Origin of the sequence: Nosocomiicoccus sp. HMSC09A07 (genome assembly GCF_001808485.1) — a bacterium.
GTDB lineage: Bacteria > Bacillota > Bacilli > Staphylococcales > Salinicoccaceae > Nosocomiicoccus > Nosocomiicoccus ampullae_A.
The window spans coordinates 38,592-54,659 of record NZ_KV793635.1 but is presented as its reverse complement, the minus strand read 5'-3'; the positions used below and the strand labels follow the sequence as shown (position 1 = coordinate 54,659).

General features: G+C 33.4%; 15 protein-coding genes. All 15 read right to left on the bottom strand.

All coding sequences use genetic code 11. The features are described from left to right. Positions 1 to 7 precede the first annotated feature (7 nt). Positions 8 to 1,018 carry an NAD-dependent epimerase gene (locus tag HMPREF3177_RS06700; RefSeq protein ID WP_070457987.1) on the bottom strand — a complete coding sequence of 337 codons (1,011 nt, stop codon included), beginning with the start codon at positions 1,016 to 1,018 and terminating at the stop codon, positions 8 to 10. A gap of 1 nt (position 1,019) precedes the next feature. After that, positions 1,020 to 2,177 carry a glycosyltransferase gene (locus HMPREF3177_RS06695; RefSeq protein ID WP_070457984.1) on the bottom strand — a complete coding sequence of 386 codons (1,158 nt, stop codon included), beginning with the start codon at positions 2,175 to 2,177 and terminating at the stop codon, positions 1,020 to 1,022. Further along, the gene (locus tag HMPREF3177_RS06690; RefSeq protein ID WP_070457981.1) at positions 2,155 to 3,384 is read right to left on the bottom strand and encodes a lipopolysaccharide biosynthesis protein; all 1,230 of its coding nucleotides are present in this window, start codon (positions 3,382 to 3,384) and stop codon (positions 2,155 to 2,157) included. The genes HMPREF3177_RS06695 and HMPREF3177_RS06690 overlap by 23 nt, the downstream gene beginning before the upstream one ends. Next, positions 3,371 to 4,777 carry a hypothetical protein gene (locus HMPREF3177_RS06685; protein WP_070457978.1) on the bottom strand — a complete coding sequence of 469 codons (1,407 nt, stop codon included), beginning with the start codon at positions 4,775 to 4,777 and terminating at the stop codon, positions 3,371 to 3,373. The genes HMPREF3177_RS06690 and HMPREF3177_RS06685 overlap by 14 nt, the downstream gene beginning before the upstream one ends. A gap of 5 nt (positions 4,778 to 4,782) precedes the next feature. Further along, positions 4,783 to 5,313: an acyltransferase gene (locus HMPREF3177_RS06680; protein ID WP_070457975.1), complete on the bottom strand. Its 531-nt coding sequence runs from the start codon at positions 5,311 to 5,313 to the stop codon at positions 4,783 to 4,785. Beyond that, on the bottom strand, positions 5,300 to 7,126 hold the full coding sequence (locus tag HMPREF3177_RS06675; RefSeq protein WP_070457972.1) for a polysaccharide biosynthesis protein: 1,827 nt from the start codon (positions 7,124 to 7,126) through the stop codon (positions 5,300 to 5,302). The genes HMPREF3177_RS06680 and HMPREF3177_RS06675 overlap by 14 nt, the downstream gene beginning before the upstream one ends. Before the next feature lie 18 nt (positions 7,127 to 7,144). After that, positions 7,145 to 7,912, bottom strand: coding sequence for a tyrosine-protein phosphatase (locus HMPREF3177_RS06670; protein WP_070457969.1), 768 nt, complete (start codon positions 7,910 to 7,912; stop codon positions 7,145 to 7,147). Beyond that, positions 7,912 to 8,601 carry a polysaccharide biosynthesis tyrosine autokinase gene (locus tag HMPREF3177_RS06665; RefSeq protein ID WP_070457966.1) on the bottom strand — a complete coding sequence of 230 codons (690 nt, stop codon included), beginning with the start codon at positions 8,599 to 8,601 and terminating at the stop codon, positions 7,912 to 7,914. The genes HMPREF3177_RS06670 and HMPREF3177_RS06665 overlap by 1 nt, the downstream gene beginning before the upstream one ends. 1 nt (position 8,602) lies before the next feature. Beyond that, on the bottom strand, positions 8,603 to 9,271 hold the full coding sequence (locus tag HMPREF3177_RS06660; RefSeq protein ID WP_070457962.1) for a Wzz/FepE/Etk N-terminal domain-containing protein: 669 nt from the start codon (positions 9,269 to 9,271) through the stop codon (positions 8,603 to 8,605). A gap of 261 nt (positions 9,272 to 9,532) precedes the next feature. Beyond that, on the bottom strand, positions 9,533 to 10,180 hold the full coding sequence (locus tag HMPREF3177_RS06655) for a small-conductance mechanosensitive channel (protein WP_070457957.1): 648 nt from the start codon (positions 10,178 to 10,180) through the stop codon (positions 9,533 to 9,535). Positions 10,181 to 10,193: 13 nt separating this feature from the next. Further along, a complete protein-coding gene (locus tag HMPREF3177_RS06650; protein ID WP_070457954.1) occupies positions 10,194 to 10,898 on the bottom strand; it encodes a DUF5058 family protein in 705 nt (234 codons plus the stop codon). A gap of 54 nt (positions 10,899 to 10,952) precedes the next feature. After that, the gene (locus tag HMPREF3177_RS06645; protein WP_070457950.1) at positions 10,953 to 12,146 is read right to left on the bottom strand and encodes an amidohydrolase; all 1,194 of its coding nucleotides are present in this window, start codon (positions 12,144 to 12,146) and stop codon (positions 10,953 to 10,955) included. Between the two features lie 19 nt (positions 12,147 to 12,165). Beyond that, on the bottom strand, positions 12,166 to 12,942 hold the full coding sequence (locus HMPREF3177_RS06640; protein WP_070457947.1) for a hypothetical protein: 777 nt from the start codon (positions 12,940 to 12,942) through the stop codon (positions 12,166 to 12,168). Position 12,943: 1 nt separating this feature from the next. Next, positions 12,944 to 14,296 (bottom strand): IS1096 element passenger TnpR family protein, encoded by a 1,353-nt coding sequence (locus tag HMPREF3177_RS06635; RefSeq protein ID WP_070457944.1) that lies wholly within the window; start codon positions 14,294 to 14,296, stop codon positions 12,944 to 12,946. 138 nt (positions 14,297 to 14,434) lie between these two features. Then, a complete protein-coding gene (locus tag HMPREF3177_RS06630) occupies positions 14,435 to 16,042 on the bottom strand; it encodes an alanine/glycine:cation symporter family protein (protein WP_070457942.1) in 1,608 nt (535 codons plus the stop codon). Between the last annotated feature and the right edge of the window lie 26 nt (positions 16,043 to 16,068).

Below are 16,068 nucleotides of genomic sequence, written 5' to 3'. Positions count from 1 at the left end.
GCACCTCTTATAGTTTTATATCATAATAATTAATGTACCAATCCACAAACTCATTGACTCCATCTTGAATATTAGTTTCAGGCTTAAAGTCAATGTCTCTAAATAAGTCTTCAACATTGGCGTAAGTTTCAGGAACGTCCCCTGGTTGTAAGTCCATATAGTTCTTCTTAGCTTCAATATTAAGCTTCTTCTCAATTGCCTCAATGAATTCCATTAAGCGAACAGGACTATTATTACCAATATTATATACTTTATATGGTGCATATGAAGAACCAGGGTCTGGAGCATTGCCATTCCATTCATTATTTGGTCGTGCGGGTCTTTCAACTAATCGACTAATAGCTTCAATAATATCATCAACATAAGTAAAGTCACGCATCATATTACCATGATTATAAACATCGATTTCTTTACCTTCTATAATAGATTTTGTGAATTTAAACAATGCCATATCAGGGCGTCCCCATGGTCCATACACTGTAAAAAATCTAAGTCCTGTTGTTGGGATATTATATAAATGACTGTATGTATGCGCCATTAATTCATTAGATTTCTTTGTTGCTGCATATAAACTTAACGGATGATCTACATTATCACTTGTTGAGAACGGTTTAGAAGTATTCGCACCATAAACAGAACTAGATGATGCATAAATTAAATGCTTCACATCAAAATGACGGCAACACTCTAAAACATTCATGAAACCAACAATATTCGAATCAATATACGCTCTAGGGTTTTCCAAGCTATAACGTACACCCGCTTGAGCAGCTAAGTTGATAACAATATCCGGTACTTCTTTTCTAAAAACACCTGTTAATTCATCATAATCTTCTAGATTAAGTTTATAAAAAGTGTGATAATTTTCGTCAATAGTCTTTAATCTATCCTCTTTTAATTGAGGATTATAATAATCATTTATGTTATCCACACCAACAATAGAATGACCTTTTTCAATTAACTTTTTTGCTAAATGTGAACCAATAAATCCTGCAGTACCTGTTATTAGAACTTTCATTTTATCGGTTATCATCCTTTATAATTTGTCTATATTTTTTCAAAGCTTTATTTCTTTTACTTTCAATATTTGCCTTATTATATTTACTTATTTTCTCTTGATTTTTCTTAACATTCTCTCTAGCAATTTTAGGGTTTTCTATATTTTTTATTATTAATTGTGCTAGCTGGTAATTATCATTTTTATCAAATAAATACGCATTATCTACACTATCTGAAATCCCCCCTACATTTGAAGCATATGTAGGAATACCATTACTAACAGCTTCAACAATTGATCTTCCCTGTCCTTCTGTTATACTTGGTTGAATATAAATATCTAAGCTTCTATACCATTTATTCATTTCTTCTCTGTTCTTTATAGTTCCTTTAAATTCTACATAGTTTTGTAAGTTAAGCTTTTTAACCTGTCTTTTTATATTTTCACTAGGTCCTTGACCAACAAATGAAAGCTTTACCTTATAACCCTTTTCTAAAAGTTCTATTAGCATTCTAAGCGCACATAAATGCCCCTTATACTTAACAAAAGTAGAACCAACTAAACCTATTCTTATGGACCCTCTTTCTTCTAGTTCATTTTTATAATCTTTAAGGTCATCTATGGTAACGTTAGAAACACCATAAAAAGATTTATTATTGTTAGGATATTTTTTCTGTAAGTATTTTTCTGTTATATATATTGCGACATCAGCATTCTTAATAGCTTTTTTTTGCATTATTTCCGCAGGAATAGCCACAATCTTACTGTAAAGCCCTCTATACCAAAACGCTTCGAATGAAGCTCCAACAACTTCAACACAATAACTTTTATTTTTTTTTTGGCAAATTTTTGCAGCCATAAAGCCTAAAATGCTTGGTAATCTTATAATTACGCCGTCTGACTCTTCAATTGTTTTTTCTATCTTTTTTTCTATCTTTTTATAATATTTAAAAAAATTTTTAATAGATGAATATTCATTAATATTATTAAAATAGATATTTTCTCCAGAAGACAAAGGCATTTTTTCAGGTTTTTTCTTAACTTGTTTAACTCTAGAAACAATAACTAACTCATTATAAACACCTAGGTATCTTTGCCACATTTTATAGTTAAAGTTTGTAGAGAAATAATCATTTTTATAATTAATAACATGAAAGTCATGAATAAATGCTACTTTCAAACTCTCTCACCTCTTTTTTAATAGCCAAATTTAAAATTATTAATTTTAAACTCATTTGTGTAAAACTGATTATGGTAATTGATATCGCTGCTCCATATACTCCCCAAAAATAAATAAAATAAAAAGAAACTGAGACCGATACAGCTAAAGTTAATAATGATACGTACAACTGTTGCTTATACTTTTTAAATGCCATGATTGTTGTATCATATATCCAGCTCAATAAATTAAAACTAATAGATATTGACACAATTACTAGAATTAAATAATAGTTCGAGTAATCACTACCGTAAATTATTTCAATTATTTTTCTTCCTGTAATATAAGTTATAGTTGGCATGAAAATTAATAGCATGAGTGAAACGGCAGGGGCTTTTAAAAATATAAGTCTGTTAATTTCTTTATATTTATAGTTTTTTATAGAATCTTTTATATCCAAAATAATATTCTGAGATATAGCATTCATAAATAGGTCAACTATTGTCAATAAATAACTTATAGCTGCAAAGACACCTAGTATTTCTACTGAAACAAAGTGCTCTATGAAATAACGTGGGATTAATACATTATAAGAATTTATAACTTGTACAATAGCAAGTGGTAATCCTATAATAAATATTGTCCATATATTTTGGATGGATTGTTTGGATTTATTATGATTTAATAAACTTTCTGCTTTTCGTTCTACTATTATTAGCCAAGTTATATGAAAAATCACCTGAATTGTTAGAGCAAGGACTATATCCTCAGATATATATAATACTAGTCCAAAAATTAAGACAGTGAAAATAGACCTTATAATTTGTTGTATACTAATTACCTTAAAATTTGCTAATTTATGATATATAGCATAATACAAGTCTGATTGCAGTTCAGCTATCTTAATTAGAGTTATTAGGCACATATAAATTAGTAATTCATCGTAAAAAATAAGCCCTATTAATGAAATGAATATCAATACCGCCACACTCAAATAACAACGAAGTTTTTTAACATCAGAAAAATTTAAATCTTCGACTATATATCTTAACCTAAGCCTCATGTTTACAAATAAAACTATTGGTGTTGTTATAGCAATGGCAAAAGTATATTTACCAACCTCTTCCATATTAGTCAACCTAACAATAAGTATAAGTATTACCCACTTTGAAAATGAAATACTTATATTACCCATTAAAGTAAATATATAATTTTTAGTTTTTTGCACCTTTTACCACCACTTTTTTATTTATATAATAGATTAGTAGAAACAGTGGGAGCGTAAAAGTTAATTCATTGATAAATATATTTCCATTCTGAGCCATAACAAATCCGAATCGCCCACTTGTTAGCATTAACATAAACATTAGTTCAAAACTATTAGTTTCTACAATAACTTTTGTAAAGTAAACCGCTATAATTATAAATACACATCCTAATAATGGTGAAAAAAATGTTCCTAAATATAACTCGCCTTGTCCAATCATTGGTATAATTTGTGCTACATGGTCACTAAGATAAAGTCTATAATTAAAAAGTTGTGAACTAGTTATAAAATCAAAGTTTTTCAATATAACATTTGGACCTATTGCTGATCTAAATATATCAGCAATTAATAAAGGTATATTCCCGGCTCTAGATGGTAAATCTAGACTTATTGCTACATTATAAATACCACCCAAATATACTTGTAAATAATCTGTAATATCTATGAGTTCATCCTTACCGCTAGTTATTGTACTAGTTTCTCTAAATGAGGAGATTCGAGTAATAACCGAGGGTATTAATGTAACAAAAAAAGCACTGATAAATATACCAATTTTACCATATAAATAATTTAAAATTATCAAGCTAATTATAAAAGTAAATAAGAAATCCGATCTATTAGTACCAAAGAAAATTAGACTATTTAATAGTGTTACTGTACATACTAAAACAAAAGTTAAAAATGGATGTTTATCATTGAAGATATTAATTATATATTTCACGATAATAAAATATAATAAATATCTAGATAAACTTAACATTAGAATAATTATGGACATTATCGTATCTAATTCAGCTAATGACATATAATTAGAATTGACAGAAAGAAATGAGATATTATTCAAAGCTCCTGGTCTAAGTAATAATAATAAAAAACTTATTCCTATGAATAGAAAATAGATAACTGTATTTGATTCGAATTTTATTATTTTTCTACTTTTTTTTGTTAGGAAATCTTTATTAAAAAAATATTTATGGGCTAAATAAATCGTAGCATTATAGCATAATAATTCATAAATTATTAAAAAAATTGCTTGATTAAATTGCTCAGCAGTTGGTAAATATAATGATCTTCCAAAATACCAACCTGATTTAAAAATGAGATATGGTAATATTGTAAACCTTGTAAGACTCACAACTAAATATACAGCTAAAAATATACTAATACCATTTTTCAACAGTACTCTATTTATAAATAAAAAATGACTTAAAATGTAGAATAAAGGTAATAAGTACATATTTTGATAGCCATCGTATAATGAATTTTTATTGTTTAGCAATATCACAAAAGTCATAAGGCATAAAATAAAAATAACAATGTTTATTAAAAAGTTCACTGTCTGTGATTTATACATCTTCTTTAATCCTTATCATTTAGTGTTTTTATTATTCTTCCTGGAACTCCACCTACCAAGACGTTTTTTTGTGTAATATCTTTATTTACTAAGGTATTAGCAGATACTATACAACCATCCTCAATCTTTACCCCCATTGAGACAGTAGAGTTCCCAGCTATCCAAACCCCTTTACCAATTTTAATTGGAGAATTAGTGGATTTTGTATTACTTACCATATTATCGACTCTTGAATGTTTAGTAGTAGCAATTATTACATTCGGCGAGACCACTACGTTATCTTCAATTTTAAGTCCACCAGTTCCATTAAGCCATACATTATGAGCGATATAAACATTATCACCAATCTCAATATTACGGTGCATATTTATAATGACTCCACTTGCAATTTGTAAATTTTTACCACACTTTTTAAAGAGTAAACTGAAGAGCTTTCCTCTTAGCCTAGTAGTTAATTTTGAATTTGGAAATATATATAAAAAAGCATTTACTATATTGGGATAAAGATGATATTTAACCATATTAATTACTCTCATATATGATATCCTCCTTATTAGCAAAAGCAATAATCTTTTCTTTATTAAATTCATGAGTTATATCTTCTATAAATTTTAGTAAGTTTTGAACGTTAACTTCTTCAACTTTCCCTCTATAAATTCCTTCATACACTTGCTCTGGATGTATTTCATCTTCATTTAACAGTTCTTCAAATAGTTTCTCACCAGGTCTAATACCAGTGAATTCTATTCCAATCTCTTCTTGACTATAACCACTTAAACGGATCATTTTTCTCGCGAGATCTACTATTTTTACAGGTTCACCCATATCTAGAACGAATACTTCTCCACCTTCAGCTAGTGCACCTGCTTGTAGTACAAGCCGTGATGCTTCTGGTATAGTCATGAAGTATCTTGTCATTTCTGGATGTGTCACTGTTACTGGTCCACCCGCTTCTATTTGCTTTTTAAATAGTGGGATGACTGATCCTCTTGAACCAAGAACGTTTCCGAATCTGACTGCTACAAAGTCTGTAGTACCATCTTCATCGTTTAAACTTTGGATGACCATTTCTGCCACACGTTTTGTTGCACCCATAACGTTTGGTGGGTTGACTGCTTTATCTGTTGAAACCATGACAAATTTTCTTACTCCTGCTTTTTTAGCAGCTTCTGCCGTATTTTTTGTTCCAAAGATGTTGTTTTGTACCGCTTCTTCTGGGTTGTATTCCATAAGTGGTACGTGTTTATGCGCTGCTGCATGGTAGACCGCAAATGGTTTATATTTCTCCATAACTTTTTCCATTCGCTCTTTGTCTTTAATGTCAGCAATTATTGGCACGATGTCGATTGCTTCTCCATATTGCTCAGTGAGTTCTCTATGTATTAAGTATATACTGTTTTCACCGTGTCCTAAAAGAATAATCCTTTCTGGTCCAAACTTACTAATTTGTCTACAAATTTCAGAACCTATCGAACCTCCAGCACCAGTAATCAATACAACTTTACCTGTTAACTGCTTTGAAATCATTGCCATATCAAGCTCTACTGGGGCTCTTCCAAGTAAGTCTTCGACTTCTACTTTTCTTAGTTGACTGACTTCAATACGCCCAGCCATAACTTCTTCAATGTTAGGCATTCTTAAGACTTCAACACCCATACCTTCACATTTTTTTGCGATTTCATTGTAGCGATTGTTTTTTAATGACGGTATCGCAATAATTACTTTTTTTATTTTGTATTTCTGTATGAGAGAGGGTATATCTTCGACTGTACCTTGTACTTTTACGCCTGTCGTTAACGACATACCTTGCTTATTTAAGTCATCATCTACAACTGTTACTGGTTCCATACCCATATAAGGAGTTGTAAGCATTTGACGAATGAGTAATGATCCACCTCTTCCAGCACCGACGACAAGTGTTGGTATTTTTACAGTATCTTTGTCTGATAAAAACTGTCTTCTAATAATTCTCCAAGATAGCCTTGAACCACCGATTAATAATAGATGCATCATCCATGTTATAAAGTATAATCTTAAAAATGGTGTTGTTGCTGTTAATACCGAGACTAATACAATTGTAGTTATCATCGATGCAGACACAGCTTTTACGATAAGTATGAGTTCGTTAACACTCGCATACTCCCACGCTCGGTGATATAAATTAAAAATATAAGCGAACACATGGTGACTCACTAATAATATTATTGCCGGTAATAATATTTTTCTTAATGAGTATCCTTCGAAAAATGGTTCGAGAATGTAGTAACTTAAATAAATTGAAAAAGTTACAATTAATGAATCTATAAGCATAAGTATAAAAACTCTAAGTTTAATAGAAGACAGGTTCATAGAAATCTCCTTTTTACATTAAAAAATACCTAAAAACTTTTTTCGTTGTGTAGGTTCTTCTGGTCGGTTCGTATAAACTCTTTCATTATTTAAAAGACTTTCAGCATTTTTGATCATTTGATTCATTTCATCATGATAGGGTTTCAACTTTTTATTGCTGAATAAACTTTCCATTATAAACGGACGTGTTTCAACATTATGTGCATCTGAAGCTATAAAATGTACTAAATTATGTTCAATCATTTGTAAGCTTACTTGTTGTAGTTTTTTACCTAAACCACCATTCAATGAAACTGTCGTCAGTTGAGCGAGTGCACCATTATTCACAAGTTCATATAGTAACTTTAAATCGTTCGCAATTGCTTTGTTTCTTTCTGGATGTGCAATAATCGGTATGTACCCTCTTTTTTGTAACTCAAATATAATCTGCTTTGTTGAAGATGGTACATGACCTGATGGTAATTCAATTAAGATATATTGAGAGTTCGCTAAAGCAATCGCCTGATTCGAATCTAACTCTTTAAACAATTCATCTTTAATTCTTATTTCTTGTCCAGGATGTAAATTTATACCGATATCTTGAGCTTCTTTTTGAGCTTTAAGAAATTCGAGTCCTTCATAAACTTTTTTTGCTTCATTATCCCAATTCGGATGTAAATGATGAGGTGTAACGATAATATCAGTTACACCTTCATTTTTTGCTTGCTTTAAAAGTTCAATCGCATCTTCTAAATTTTTAGGTCCATCATCAATACCAACTAAAACATGTGAATGTATATCTATCATTATTCTTCTCCATAATAATAGTAGTAACTGCTTGTAGACTGATCTAACGTCGCTTTATTTAAAATGACGCCAAGTATTTTTGCTCCTGATTTCTCAATTAATTCCTTAGCTCGAATAACTTCATTACGATTGTTTTCACTCACATCAATAACAAGTACAGCATTTTTCGTTAATTTAGCAAATAACTGAGCATCTGTAACAGTAAGTATAGGCGGGGTATCAATGATTACCATATCGTACTTATTTTTTAATTCCTCAAAGATTTTTTCAAAGCGTTCCGAAGCAATTAACTCTGACGGGTTCGGTGGTATTGGCCCCGCTGTAAGTAAACTTAAGTTATTTACACGAGTCGGTATGACGTAGTGTTCAATAGGCTCTCCTTCAACGATTGCTGTAGATAGTCCACGTGCATTCGGCTCTTGGAACAGATAATGTTGAGTAGGCTTCCTCATATCTCCGTCAATAATTAATGTTTTCATTCCAGATTGTGCGTATGTAATTGCTACATTTGAAGTAATTGTTGACTTTCCTGCATCTGGACGTTCTGCTGCTACTACTAAACTATCAATATTACCCTCAGCAGTAGAAAACGTGATATTAGTACGTATTCCTCTAAACTTCTCACTCAATACAGATTTCGGATGTTCATATGTTTCTAATGGGTTTAATTTTTGTTTTTTCTTAGCCATATTACTTTTTCACCTTTTCTATACTACCAAGTACTGGTAAATCTAAATAATCTGCGACATGTTCTTCGCTTTTAATACGCTTATCAAGTACTTCTTTTAAGAAAATAATTAGTGCCGCTAATATGAATCCTACAAACATTCCAACAGCAACGTTAACAAGTGTTCTTGGTTCAACTTGCTCACCTTTTCCCTCAGCCACAGAAAGAATTGACACGTTATCGACATTCATAATGTTTTCTATATCTTCACTAAAGACTTCTGCTACTGTGTTCGCTATTACATTAGATAACTCACTATGTTCACTCGTTACACTGATGTTTAAAACTTGTGAATCAGACTGATTCGTTATTTTTAGCATCTCTTGAATTTCATTTATAGAATATCGATTATCTAACCGTTTAGATACCTCATCTAAAATACGTGGGCTTTTTATAATTTCTGAATATGTATTGATGAGTTGTAAGTTCGATTGCACTTGCTGAGAAAGCATAGTATCTTGAGTCTCTTTTTGATTGACTAGAAGTTGAGTCGTTGATTCATATTTAGGTATAATTAGGTACATTGAAATTATTAGTGCAAGTATCCCAAATAATAATGGTAAAGCGATGATTGAAAATAAATTCTTTTTAATAACTTTTAGTAGGTCTTCTAGATCTATTGTCTGTTCCATTTTTTCCTCCGAAATTTAATAATTATTAAAATAATTATATCCTTTTATACACGGGCTATCAATGCGCTAATTTTTTGTTAATACTTTTCAATTTCTAATCATTCACTCAGTCGCTTTCACTCTTTCTTCATTTTTAACATGTACCTTCGACTCTCCTAAACAATTATTCCTACGTTACCAAAACTTCCTTTGTAAGAATCTTTATCTCTATTTGGCCATAATTCTATTACGTTTTTTAGTAAACACACGCATTATAATCACCTACGCTTCTTCTACCTTTTTACGGCGCTCTACTAATATCATAATCGTTAAAACGATGATGATACATGTCACGTTTTTTAAAAATAAAGGAATTGGTAACGCATGGACAGTAAGTCCAACTGCGAGCGCGAATATTCCATATAGCGGGAATTTCATTGCAAATTGTGCAAGTACTGCTCCAAATATTGCAGGTAATACAAACGGAAATATATTTTGTACGCTTTCTGGGATAATCGTTAACAACCATAATCCAAATAGTATTACAGGTATTAAAATGATTTTGTTCACAAGACTTGCCATACTTATACCAAGTGTTGCAACAATTTCCCCTTTGTCTGTCCCTGGTTTAACACCGACCGCATCTTGAGATGCTGCAGCAGCTGGTAAACACATGTTAGAAATGTTTCCTGAGAAAAATGCGATATACGTCCCTGGTACACCGAGTACTGGGAAGTACATAATCGGCTCTAAAAACCAGAGCACTCCAATGATTGATACATATGAAAATAACGATGTAAATATAAGTGAAAACCCTGGGTGATGCCCAGCAATAAATGATAAGTATAGCGGTAATGACATACATACTAAAACACCATATGTAAGTGTTAAACGTCCGTATTTATGAGACTCTCTTCTAAATTTATCCATACTATTTCAACCCCTATACTAAGAAATAAACAACAGCTAAACTGACGACGATAGAAATACCTAACGACCATTCTTTTAGCCATACTTTTTCAGTTTTCTTTGATAAATAACTAATGACGATACTCGCGATAATCGCTGCGACCGCCGCAACGATATGTAAGTATCCTTTTAACATTTCAGCACCAGTTAATGATCCGAACATTGCAATCATCGCAGCACTTGCGATAATTGTCATTAAATATTCTCCATTTTTTCGTTCGAACACTTTGTTTTTAATCTTTTCTAAAGAACGTGTGAAGAATAACGTAAAAATCATCCCACCCGTACCACCGATACATAACGTCCACGCGACTAGCGTAAATACTTCTGGTGTGAATCCTGTCGAACCAAGTTCAACGCCAGCAGTTCTAGCAGAAATTTCAGCTCCTGTCAGTTCAATTGGTGCTGAACCGATAATACCGATACGCATCATCGTAAATGGATTACCAATTAAAGAGATTAAAGATACCGCGACGATAATAATTCCGACAGACGGTCCGATCGAAGTGATCGCACCTGTTTTCATTGCCGCTTTTATTTCACGGTCTGTAAGTCCTTCTTCTTTTGCGGCTTTTTTAGATAACTGTAAAAATTTAACTGCTTGATAAATAACCCCGACGATAATAACCGTTGCAAATATCCAAATCGGTAAACTATTTGCGAGTTCTAATCCTGTCATATGAATCTACCTCCTATATAAGAAATGCTCAGGATAAAACCTGAGCATTCATAATTACGCCTCTATACGATCTACCGTAATTTCTCCGATAGACTTCGCACATATGAGTAACGCTTGTTCATTAATCTCAAATTTCGGATGATGGTTTTGATATGCAACTTCAACACCGTCTGGTTTTGCACCGACATTAATGTACGTTCCAGGTGCTTTTTGTAAATAATACGCAAAGTCTTCAGATCCTGTAAGTGGTTCTGTCACTTGTACGTCTGTTAAATAATCTCCAATGCTATTTTTCAGTAACTCTCTAACGTGTTCAGATTCTTTTGGATGGTTATATAACACTGGGAAGTGGAAGTCATAGTTTAAGTCACACTCAACATCAAATGCGACTTCTAATCCTTTCACCATATCTTTAAATCTTTCATAGATAAATTCTTTATTTTCTTCTTGTAAATAACGCACTGTTCCGCGGAGTGTTACTTTGTCTTGTACGACGTTATAACCACCAGTAGCGTCCTCGAAAGAAGTAATTGAGATAACCGTCATATCTAACGGGTTCATATTTCTAGATACGATCGTTTGAATGTTTGTAATAAAATAACTCGCAGCAACGAGTGCATCTCTCGTTTTATGTGGTAGCCCACCGTGACCTCCGCTTCCCTGGATAACTAAATCAAAGTTTGAGCATCCTGCCATCGCATTACCTGTCGCAAATTGGATGACCCCTGTGTCGAACATTGGGAAAACGTGAGCGCCGTATACTTCATCTAAATCGTCTAAAATACCAGATTCTACAATAGACTTCGCTCCGCCTGGTGGCACCTCTTCAGCGTGCTGATGAATAACTTTAATCGTACCGTCCCATTCATCTCTTAACTCATAAAGAGATTCTGCAAGGATCAACATATACGCAGTATGCGCATCGTGACCACACGCGTGCATGACACCTTCATTTTTAGATTTAAACGGCAAGTCCGTTTCTTCAGTCACTGGTAGTGCGTCGAAATCTGCACGAAGTCCAATCGTCTTTCCTTTATTTTTACCGTTAATTTCAGCGATAATTCCGTAACCATTTCCTACATGTGTCGTCACTTTTACGTCTTTATCTTTATAGAAATCCGCTATAAATTGCGCTGTTTTTTCTTCTTTAAAAGATAGTTCCGGATACTGGTGTAAATGACGACGGATGTCGATCATCTTGTCTTCTTTTTCTTCAAGCTTTTTAAATAATTTCTCTTTAAGACTCATAATATGCCCTCCGTTTTTTCTAATTTGCATTTTTTAAAATATCATAAATCGACGCGTTAATAATCGCGATTCCTGGTTGATATGGCATCACGAGTCCAGAAATCATCACTTCTTCCCACGGATACTCTTCCATCGTAAATAGAATTTCACCCGCTTCGATTTTTTGTGAAAATGCGTGACGTTCTTTTTCTTCCATCGTTTCTAATATTAGTTTTAAAACATCTCTATTTGTTAAGTGTTTACTGATCATATTAATTAATTGTGATCGTGTCAATGTTTCATCGAATTCTATATTTAAATAACTCGCAATCATATATAGCTGCTCTTCTCGAGTGAGCATATTGTAATATTCAATAATTGGATACTCAAATAAGTTCACTGCTGTTGTATACTCTGCATGATTTAAGTCAACATTTTTAAGATTGATATCTTCTCTCACTGTTGGTAGTTCGATTTGTCTACCAAAACTTCGTAATATACCATCTATAACTTCTTCATGAATGACACCTTCACCTTCACCAATAAACAATAGATGATGGTTAAAAGTTAGATACGGATATTTTTCTAAATCAAACGGCACAACTTGTACGTTTGACTCATGGTGAAAGTTTGAAAATCGTGTAATCAACTCGATTTCGTCTGGCGTGAGTGATTCTGATAGTATCGATAAGTATTGATAACTCATTGCCTCTTCGATTTTTTCATCGATTAATTTATATAAATTCGTCCCTTGTTCACCTATCTTTTTAAGATGAACATCTGTTAAATACATGTTGTAAAACGTTGCGAGATCCATGTTAGTATTTCCTCTTTTCGTAATACGGTCGTTCTTGGTGGATGATTTTTGCGATATGTGCGTTTATTGCTGTAATCGGATAACGCTCTCGATAATTCCTTGTACGTGCGCGTTCATACACGACGTTATAGTCGATATGGTCTGGACGTGAAAGTATTTCTAGCATCGATTTTACTTTATCGATATCTCCAACGTTATCTATCGGAGTCTCACCTGAATGAGAAATCACGCGCGGTGCGTAATGTTCTGTCGTCACGGTTTTAATGAGTGATACATTCACTTTATATAGTTCTTCACTTTTATAATGGAACGTAAACATTGGATGTGCTTTTAACATAGCATCAACTTGTATAAACGATGCATCTATACCGTCACCATTTTCGTAAAACTTTTGCCCGTTAAACGAAATGTAACTCCCATTATTATTCCAAATAAAGCTCTCTTTTATAATTTCAATCAATTCTCGACCGCTTAAACGCGTCGGAATAATGACATTTCTCGTAATCGATGGTATTTGATCGATAACTAATAATAATTCATAGCCGTTAAAATATTTACTTTCGTCGACCGACGTGATACTGCTAATATCAACGTCTTTTAGAGTATTTAAGACGCCTTCATGCATGACTAAATAATCGCGGTGGACTTGTACCAAAATCCCAAGTGACTTTGCTTCTTGCCACATCGTTTTATTGTCATACACATGAATGTTCTTCTCTGCATTTTCTTTTAACTGTAGCACTGTTTCGTTTGGTAAGAGACTGAGTGCGTGCGATATATATTCTTTCGTCGTTAAATAATTCACGACTGTTTCAATAAAGCTATCTTTATACGATCCATAATGTGTGATATTTAATTTTCGAATGATATCTCGTAAATGTCGACTCGTTAAATTATCATACAACCATAAAATATTACCTGTGTAAATCGGTGTTAATTTATAAATATCACTCGGCGTCTCAATATCGCTATCATCTAACATCATCTTTACATCACTAATTAAATCTTCACTGAGCAATGTGTCATAAATTTTCTTTATGATATCAAAATGAGTAACAGAGCCTTCAGATGTATCGATGATATACTGAAACTCTTTTAACGGAAGAAGTTCTTCACTCTCTTCAACATAAATGATGTCTTGACCTTCATTCTCCATTTTTAAACGTTCTACCAGCTTAACTTCAGCCATAGATAGCGAGTGAACGAGTGTCTGAATCTCTTCACCATTATTTAGTTTCTGTAATTTAAATTCGACAAAATCATCGACCGTAGAAAACTCCGTATTGTACCAAATGAGTGCACGGTACAGCATATCATCTTTATAATATGTTTTAAAAAACGCACGTAGATCCATATCATCACCACCATTATCATTACATTCATTTTATCATTGTTTCACTTAAAAGATAAAAGAACCGACTACACTTAGATGAATATAAAAAGAGCTTGAAACAACATTCTGTTGTGTTCAAGCTCTTCATTTTAAATACGATTATTTTTTATTTGTTTTCCATTCGTTAAACGTTTCAATTTCACCTGTTTTATTTAGACGCTCTGGGTAATCATGTTGCCAGAATACTGCGTTTGGTACTTCTTCTTTAGAAGGTGAATATAACGCGTAGTTTCCAGAACCTTTTTCTTTCATCTGTGACTCGTAGTCTTTTAGTGCCCGTACGGCTGGTTTAAACAGGATCCATATTGCGACTAAGTTTAGCCAAGCCATCATACCAACACCTAAGTCCCCGAAGTCCCACGCAAGTGCTGCCGTACGAATTGTACCGAACACTGTCGCGAAGATGAGTAATGCACGTACAAAGTTGATGGCAACTTTTGTACCATTATCACTCAAGTTCCGAGTTAGGTAGGAGATGTTTGTCTCTCCCATATATGAGTAAGCTAAAATCGTTGTGAATGCAAAGAAGAATAATGCGACCGCAACGAATTTAGATCCTAATCCTGCAAATGTTGGATCAAAGACATATGATGCGCCTTCAAATGCTTTGTCTACCCCTGCTTGAACGTACATCGCTGTTCCTGAGTAATCTCTTGAGCCATCTGCAGATTGAACGTAAACTTCACCGTCAAATAGTAAGCTAGGACGACCGTCTGCTAACGTTTCACCGTCTGTTGTGTTATACGTCCCTGACAGTAAAATGATGAGCGCTGTTGCTGTACATACGAATAACGTATCGATATATACTGAGAATGATTGTACTAACCCTTGCTTTGCAGGGTGAGAAACTTCTGCAGCAGCTGCAGCGTGTGGTCCTGTTCCTTGTCCTGCTTCGTTAGAATAAAGACCACGTTTTACACCAATTTCAATCATCGCACCTAAAATACCACCGAACGTTGCTTCTAAGTTAAATGCTGATTTAAAAATTAGTGCGAACATCGCAGGTACGTCTGCAATGTTAATTACGATAATGACAATTGCCATTAAAATATAAATAATTGCCATGAATGGCACGATTGCTGTTGCAACGTTTGCGATAGATTTTAATCCGCCGAATACGATTAAAGCGAGTAAAATCGCAAGAACTGCTCCGACAATCCAGTGTGGGATGCCCCATGCGTTATGTAATCCTGACGCGATTGCGTTTGATTGTACCCCTGGTAGTAACAGTCCTGTTGCAATTACCGTTACAATCGCAAAGGTAATCCCTAAAATCTTACCGAACTTATTGTTAATACCGTACTCCATGTAGTACGCAGGTCCCCCGCGGTATTCTCCGCGTTCTTCACGTTTATAGATTTGTCCGAGTGTCGATTCAATGAATGCTGTACTCGCACCTAAAAACGCTGTTGCCCACATCCAAAATACCGCACCAGGTCCACCGATGAAAATAGCTGTAGATACTCCGACAATGTTACCAGTACCAACACGTCCCGCTAGTGATAGAGAAAGTGCTTGGAAACTTGTAATCCCTTTCGGCGAGTTTTCTCCTCTAAACATTAAACGGACCATTTCCTTAAAGTGTCTCAACTGGAACACCTTTAACATAAGCGTAAATAAAATCCCCGTTAGTAAAAGCCCATAAACGAGAGGTTTACTCCATACGAGATCTAATAAAAACGCTACCAAATTATCAAGAAAATCCATGTGAATTCCCCCTAACATAAGTTTTA

Excerpts from the sequence above, each read along its gene's own strand:
- HMPREF3177_RS06700 (WP_070457987.1), bottom strand. The coding sequence starts at position 1,018 with ATGAAAGTTCTAATAACAGGTACTGCAGGATTTATTGGTTCACATTTA.
- HMPREF3177_RS06685 (WP_070457978.1), bottom strand. The coding sequence starts at position 4,777 with ATGTATAAATCACAGACAGTGAACTTTTTAATAAACATTGTTATTTTT.
- HMPREF3177_RS06680 (WP_070457975.1), bottom strand. The coding sequence starts at position 5,313 with ATGAGAGTAATTAATATGGTTAAATATCATCTTTATCCCAATATAGTA.
- HMPREF3177_RS06675 (WP_070457972.1), bottom strand. The coding sequence starts at position 7,126 with ATGAACCTGTCTTCTATTAAACTTAGAGTTTTTATACTTATGCTTATA.
- HMPREF3177_RS06670 (WP_070457969.1), bottom strand. The coding sequence starts at position 7,912 with ATGATAGATATACATTCACATGTTTTAGTTGGTATTGATGATGGACCT.
- HMPREF3177_RS06665 (WP_070457966.1), bottom strand. The coding sequence starts at position 8,601 with ATGGCTAAGAAAAAACAAAAATTAAACCCATTAGAAACATATGAACAT.
- HMPREF3177_RS06660 (WP_070457962.1), bottom strand. The coding sequence starts at position 9,271 with ATGGAACAGACAATAGATCTAGAAGACCTACTAAAAGTTATTAAAAAG.
- HMPREF3177_RS06655 (WP_070457957.1), bottom strand. The coding sequence starts at position 10,180 with ATGGATAAATTTAGAAGAGAGTCTCATAAATACGGACGTTTAACACTT.
- HMPREF3177_RS06650 (WP_070457954.1), bottom strand. The coding sequence starts at position 10,898 with ATGACAGGATTAGAACTCGCAAATAGTTTACCGATTTGGATATTTGCA.
- HMPREF3177_RS06645 (WP_070457950.1), bottom strand. The coding sequence starts at position 12,146 with ATGAGTCTTAAAGAGAAATTATTTAAAAAGCTTGAAGAAAAAGAAGAC.
- HMPREF3177_RS06640 (WP_070457947.1), bottom strand. The coding sequence starts at position 12,942 with ATGGATCTCGCAACGTTTTACAACATGTATTTAACAGATGTTCATCTT.
- HMPREF3177_RS06635 (WP_070457944.1), bottom strand. The coding sequence starts at position 14,296 with ATGGATCTACGTGCGTTTTTTAAAACATATTATAAAGATGATATGCTG.
- HMPREF3177_RS06630 (WP_070457942.1), bottom strand. The coding sequence starts at position 16,042 with ATGGATTTTCTTGATAATTTGGTAGCGTTTTTATTAGATCTCGTATGG.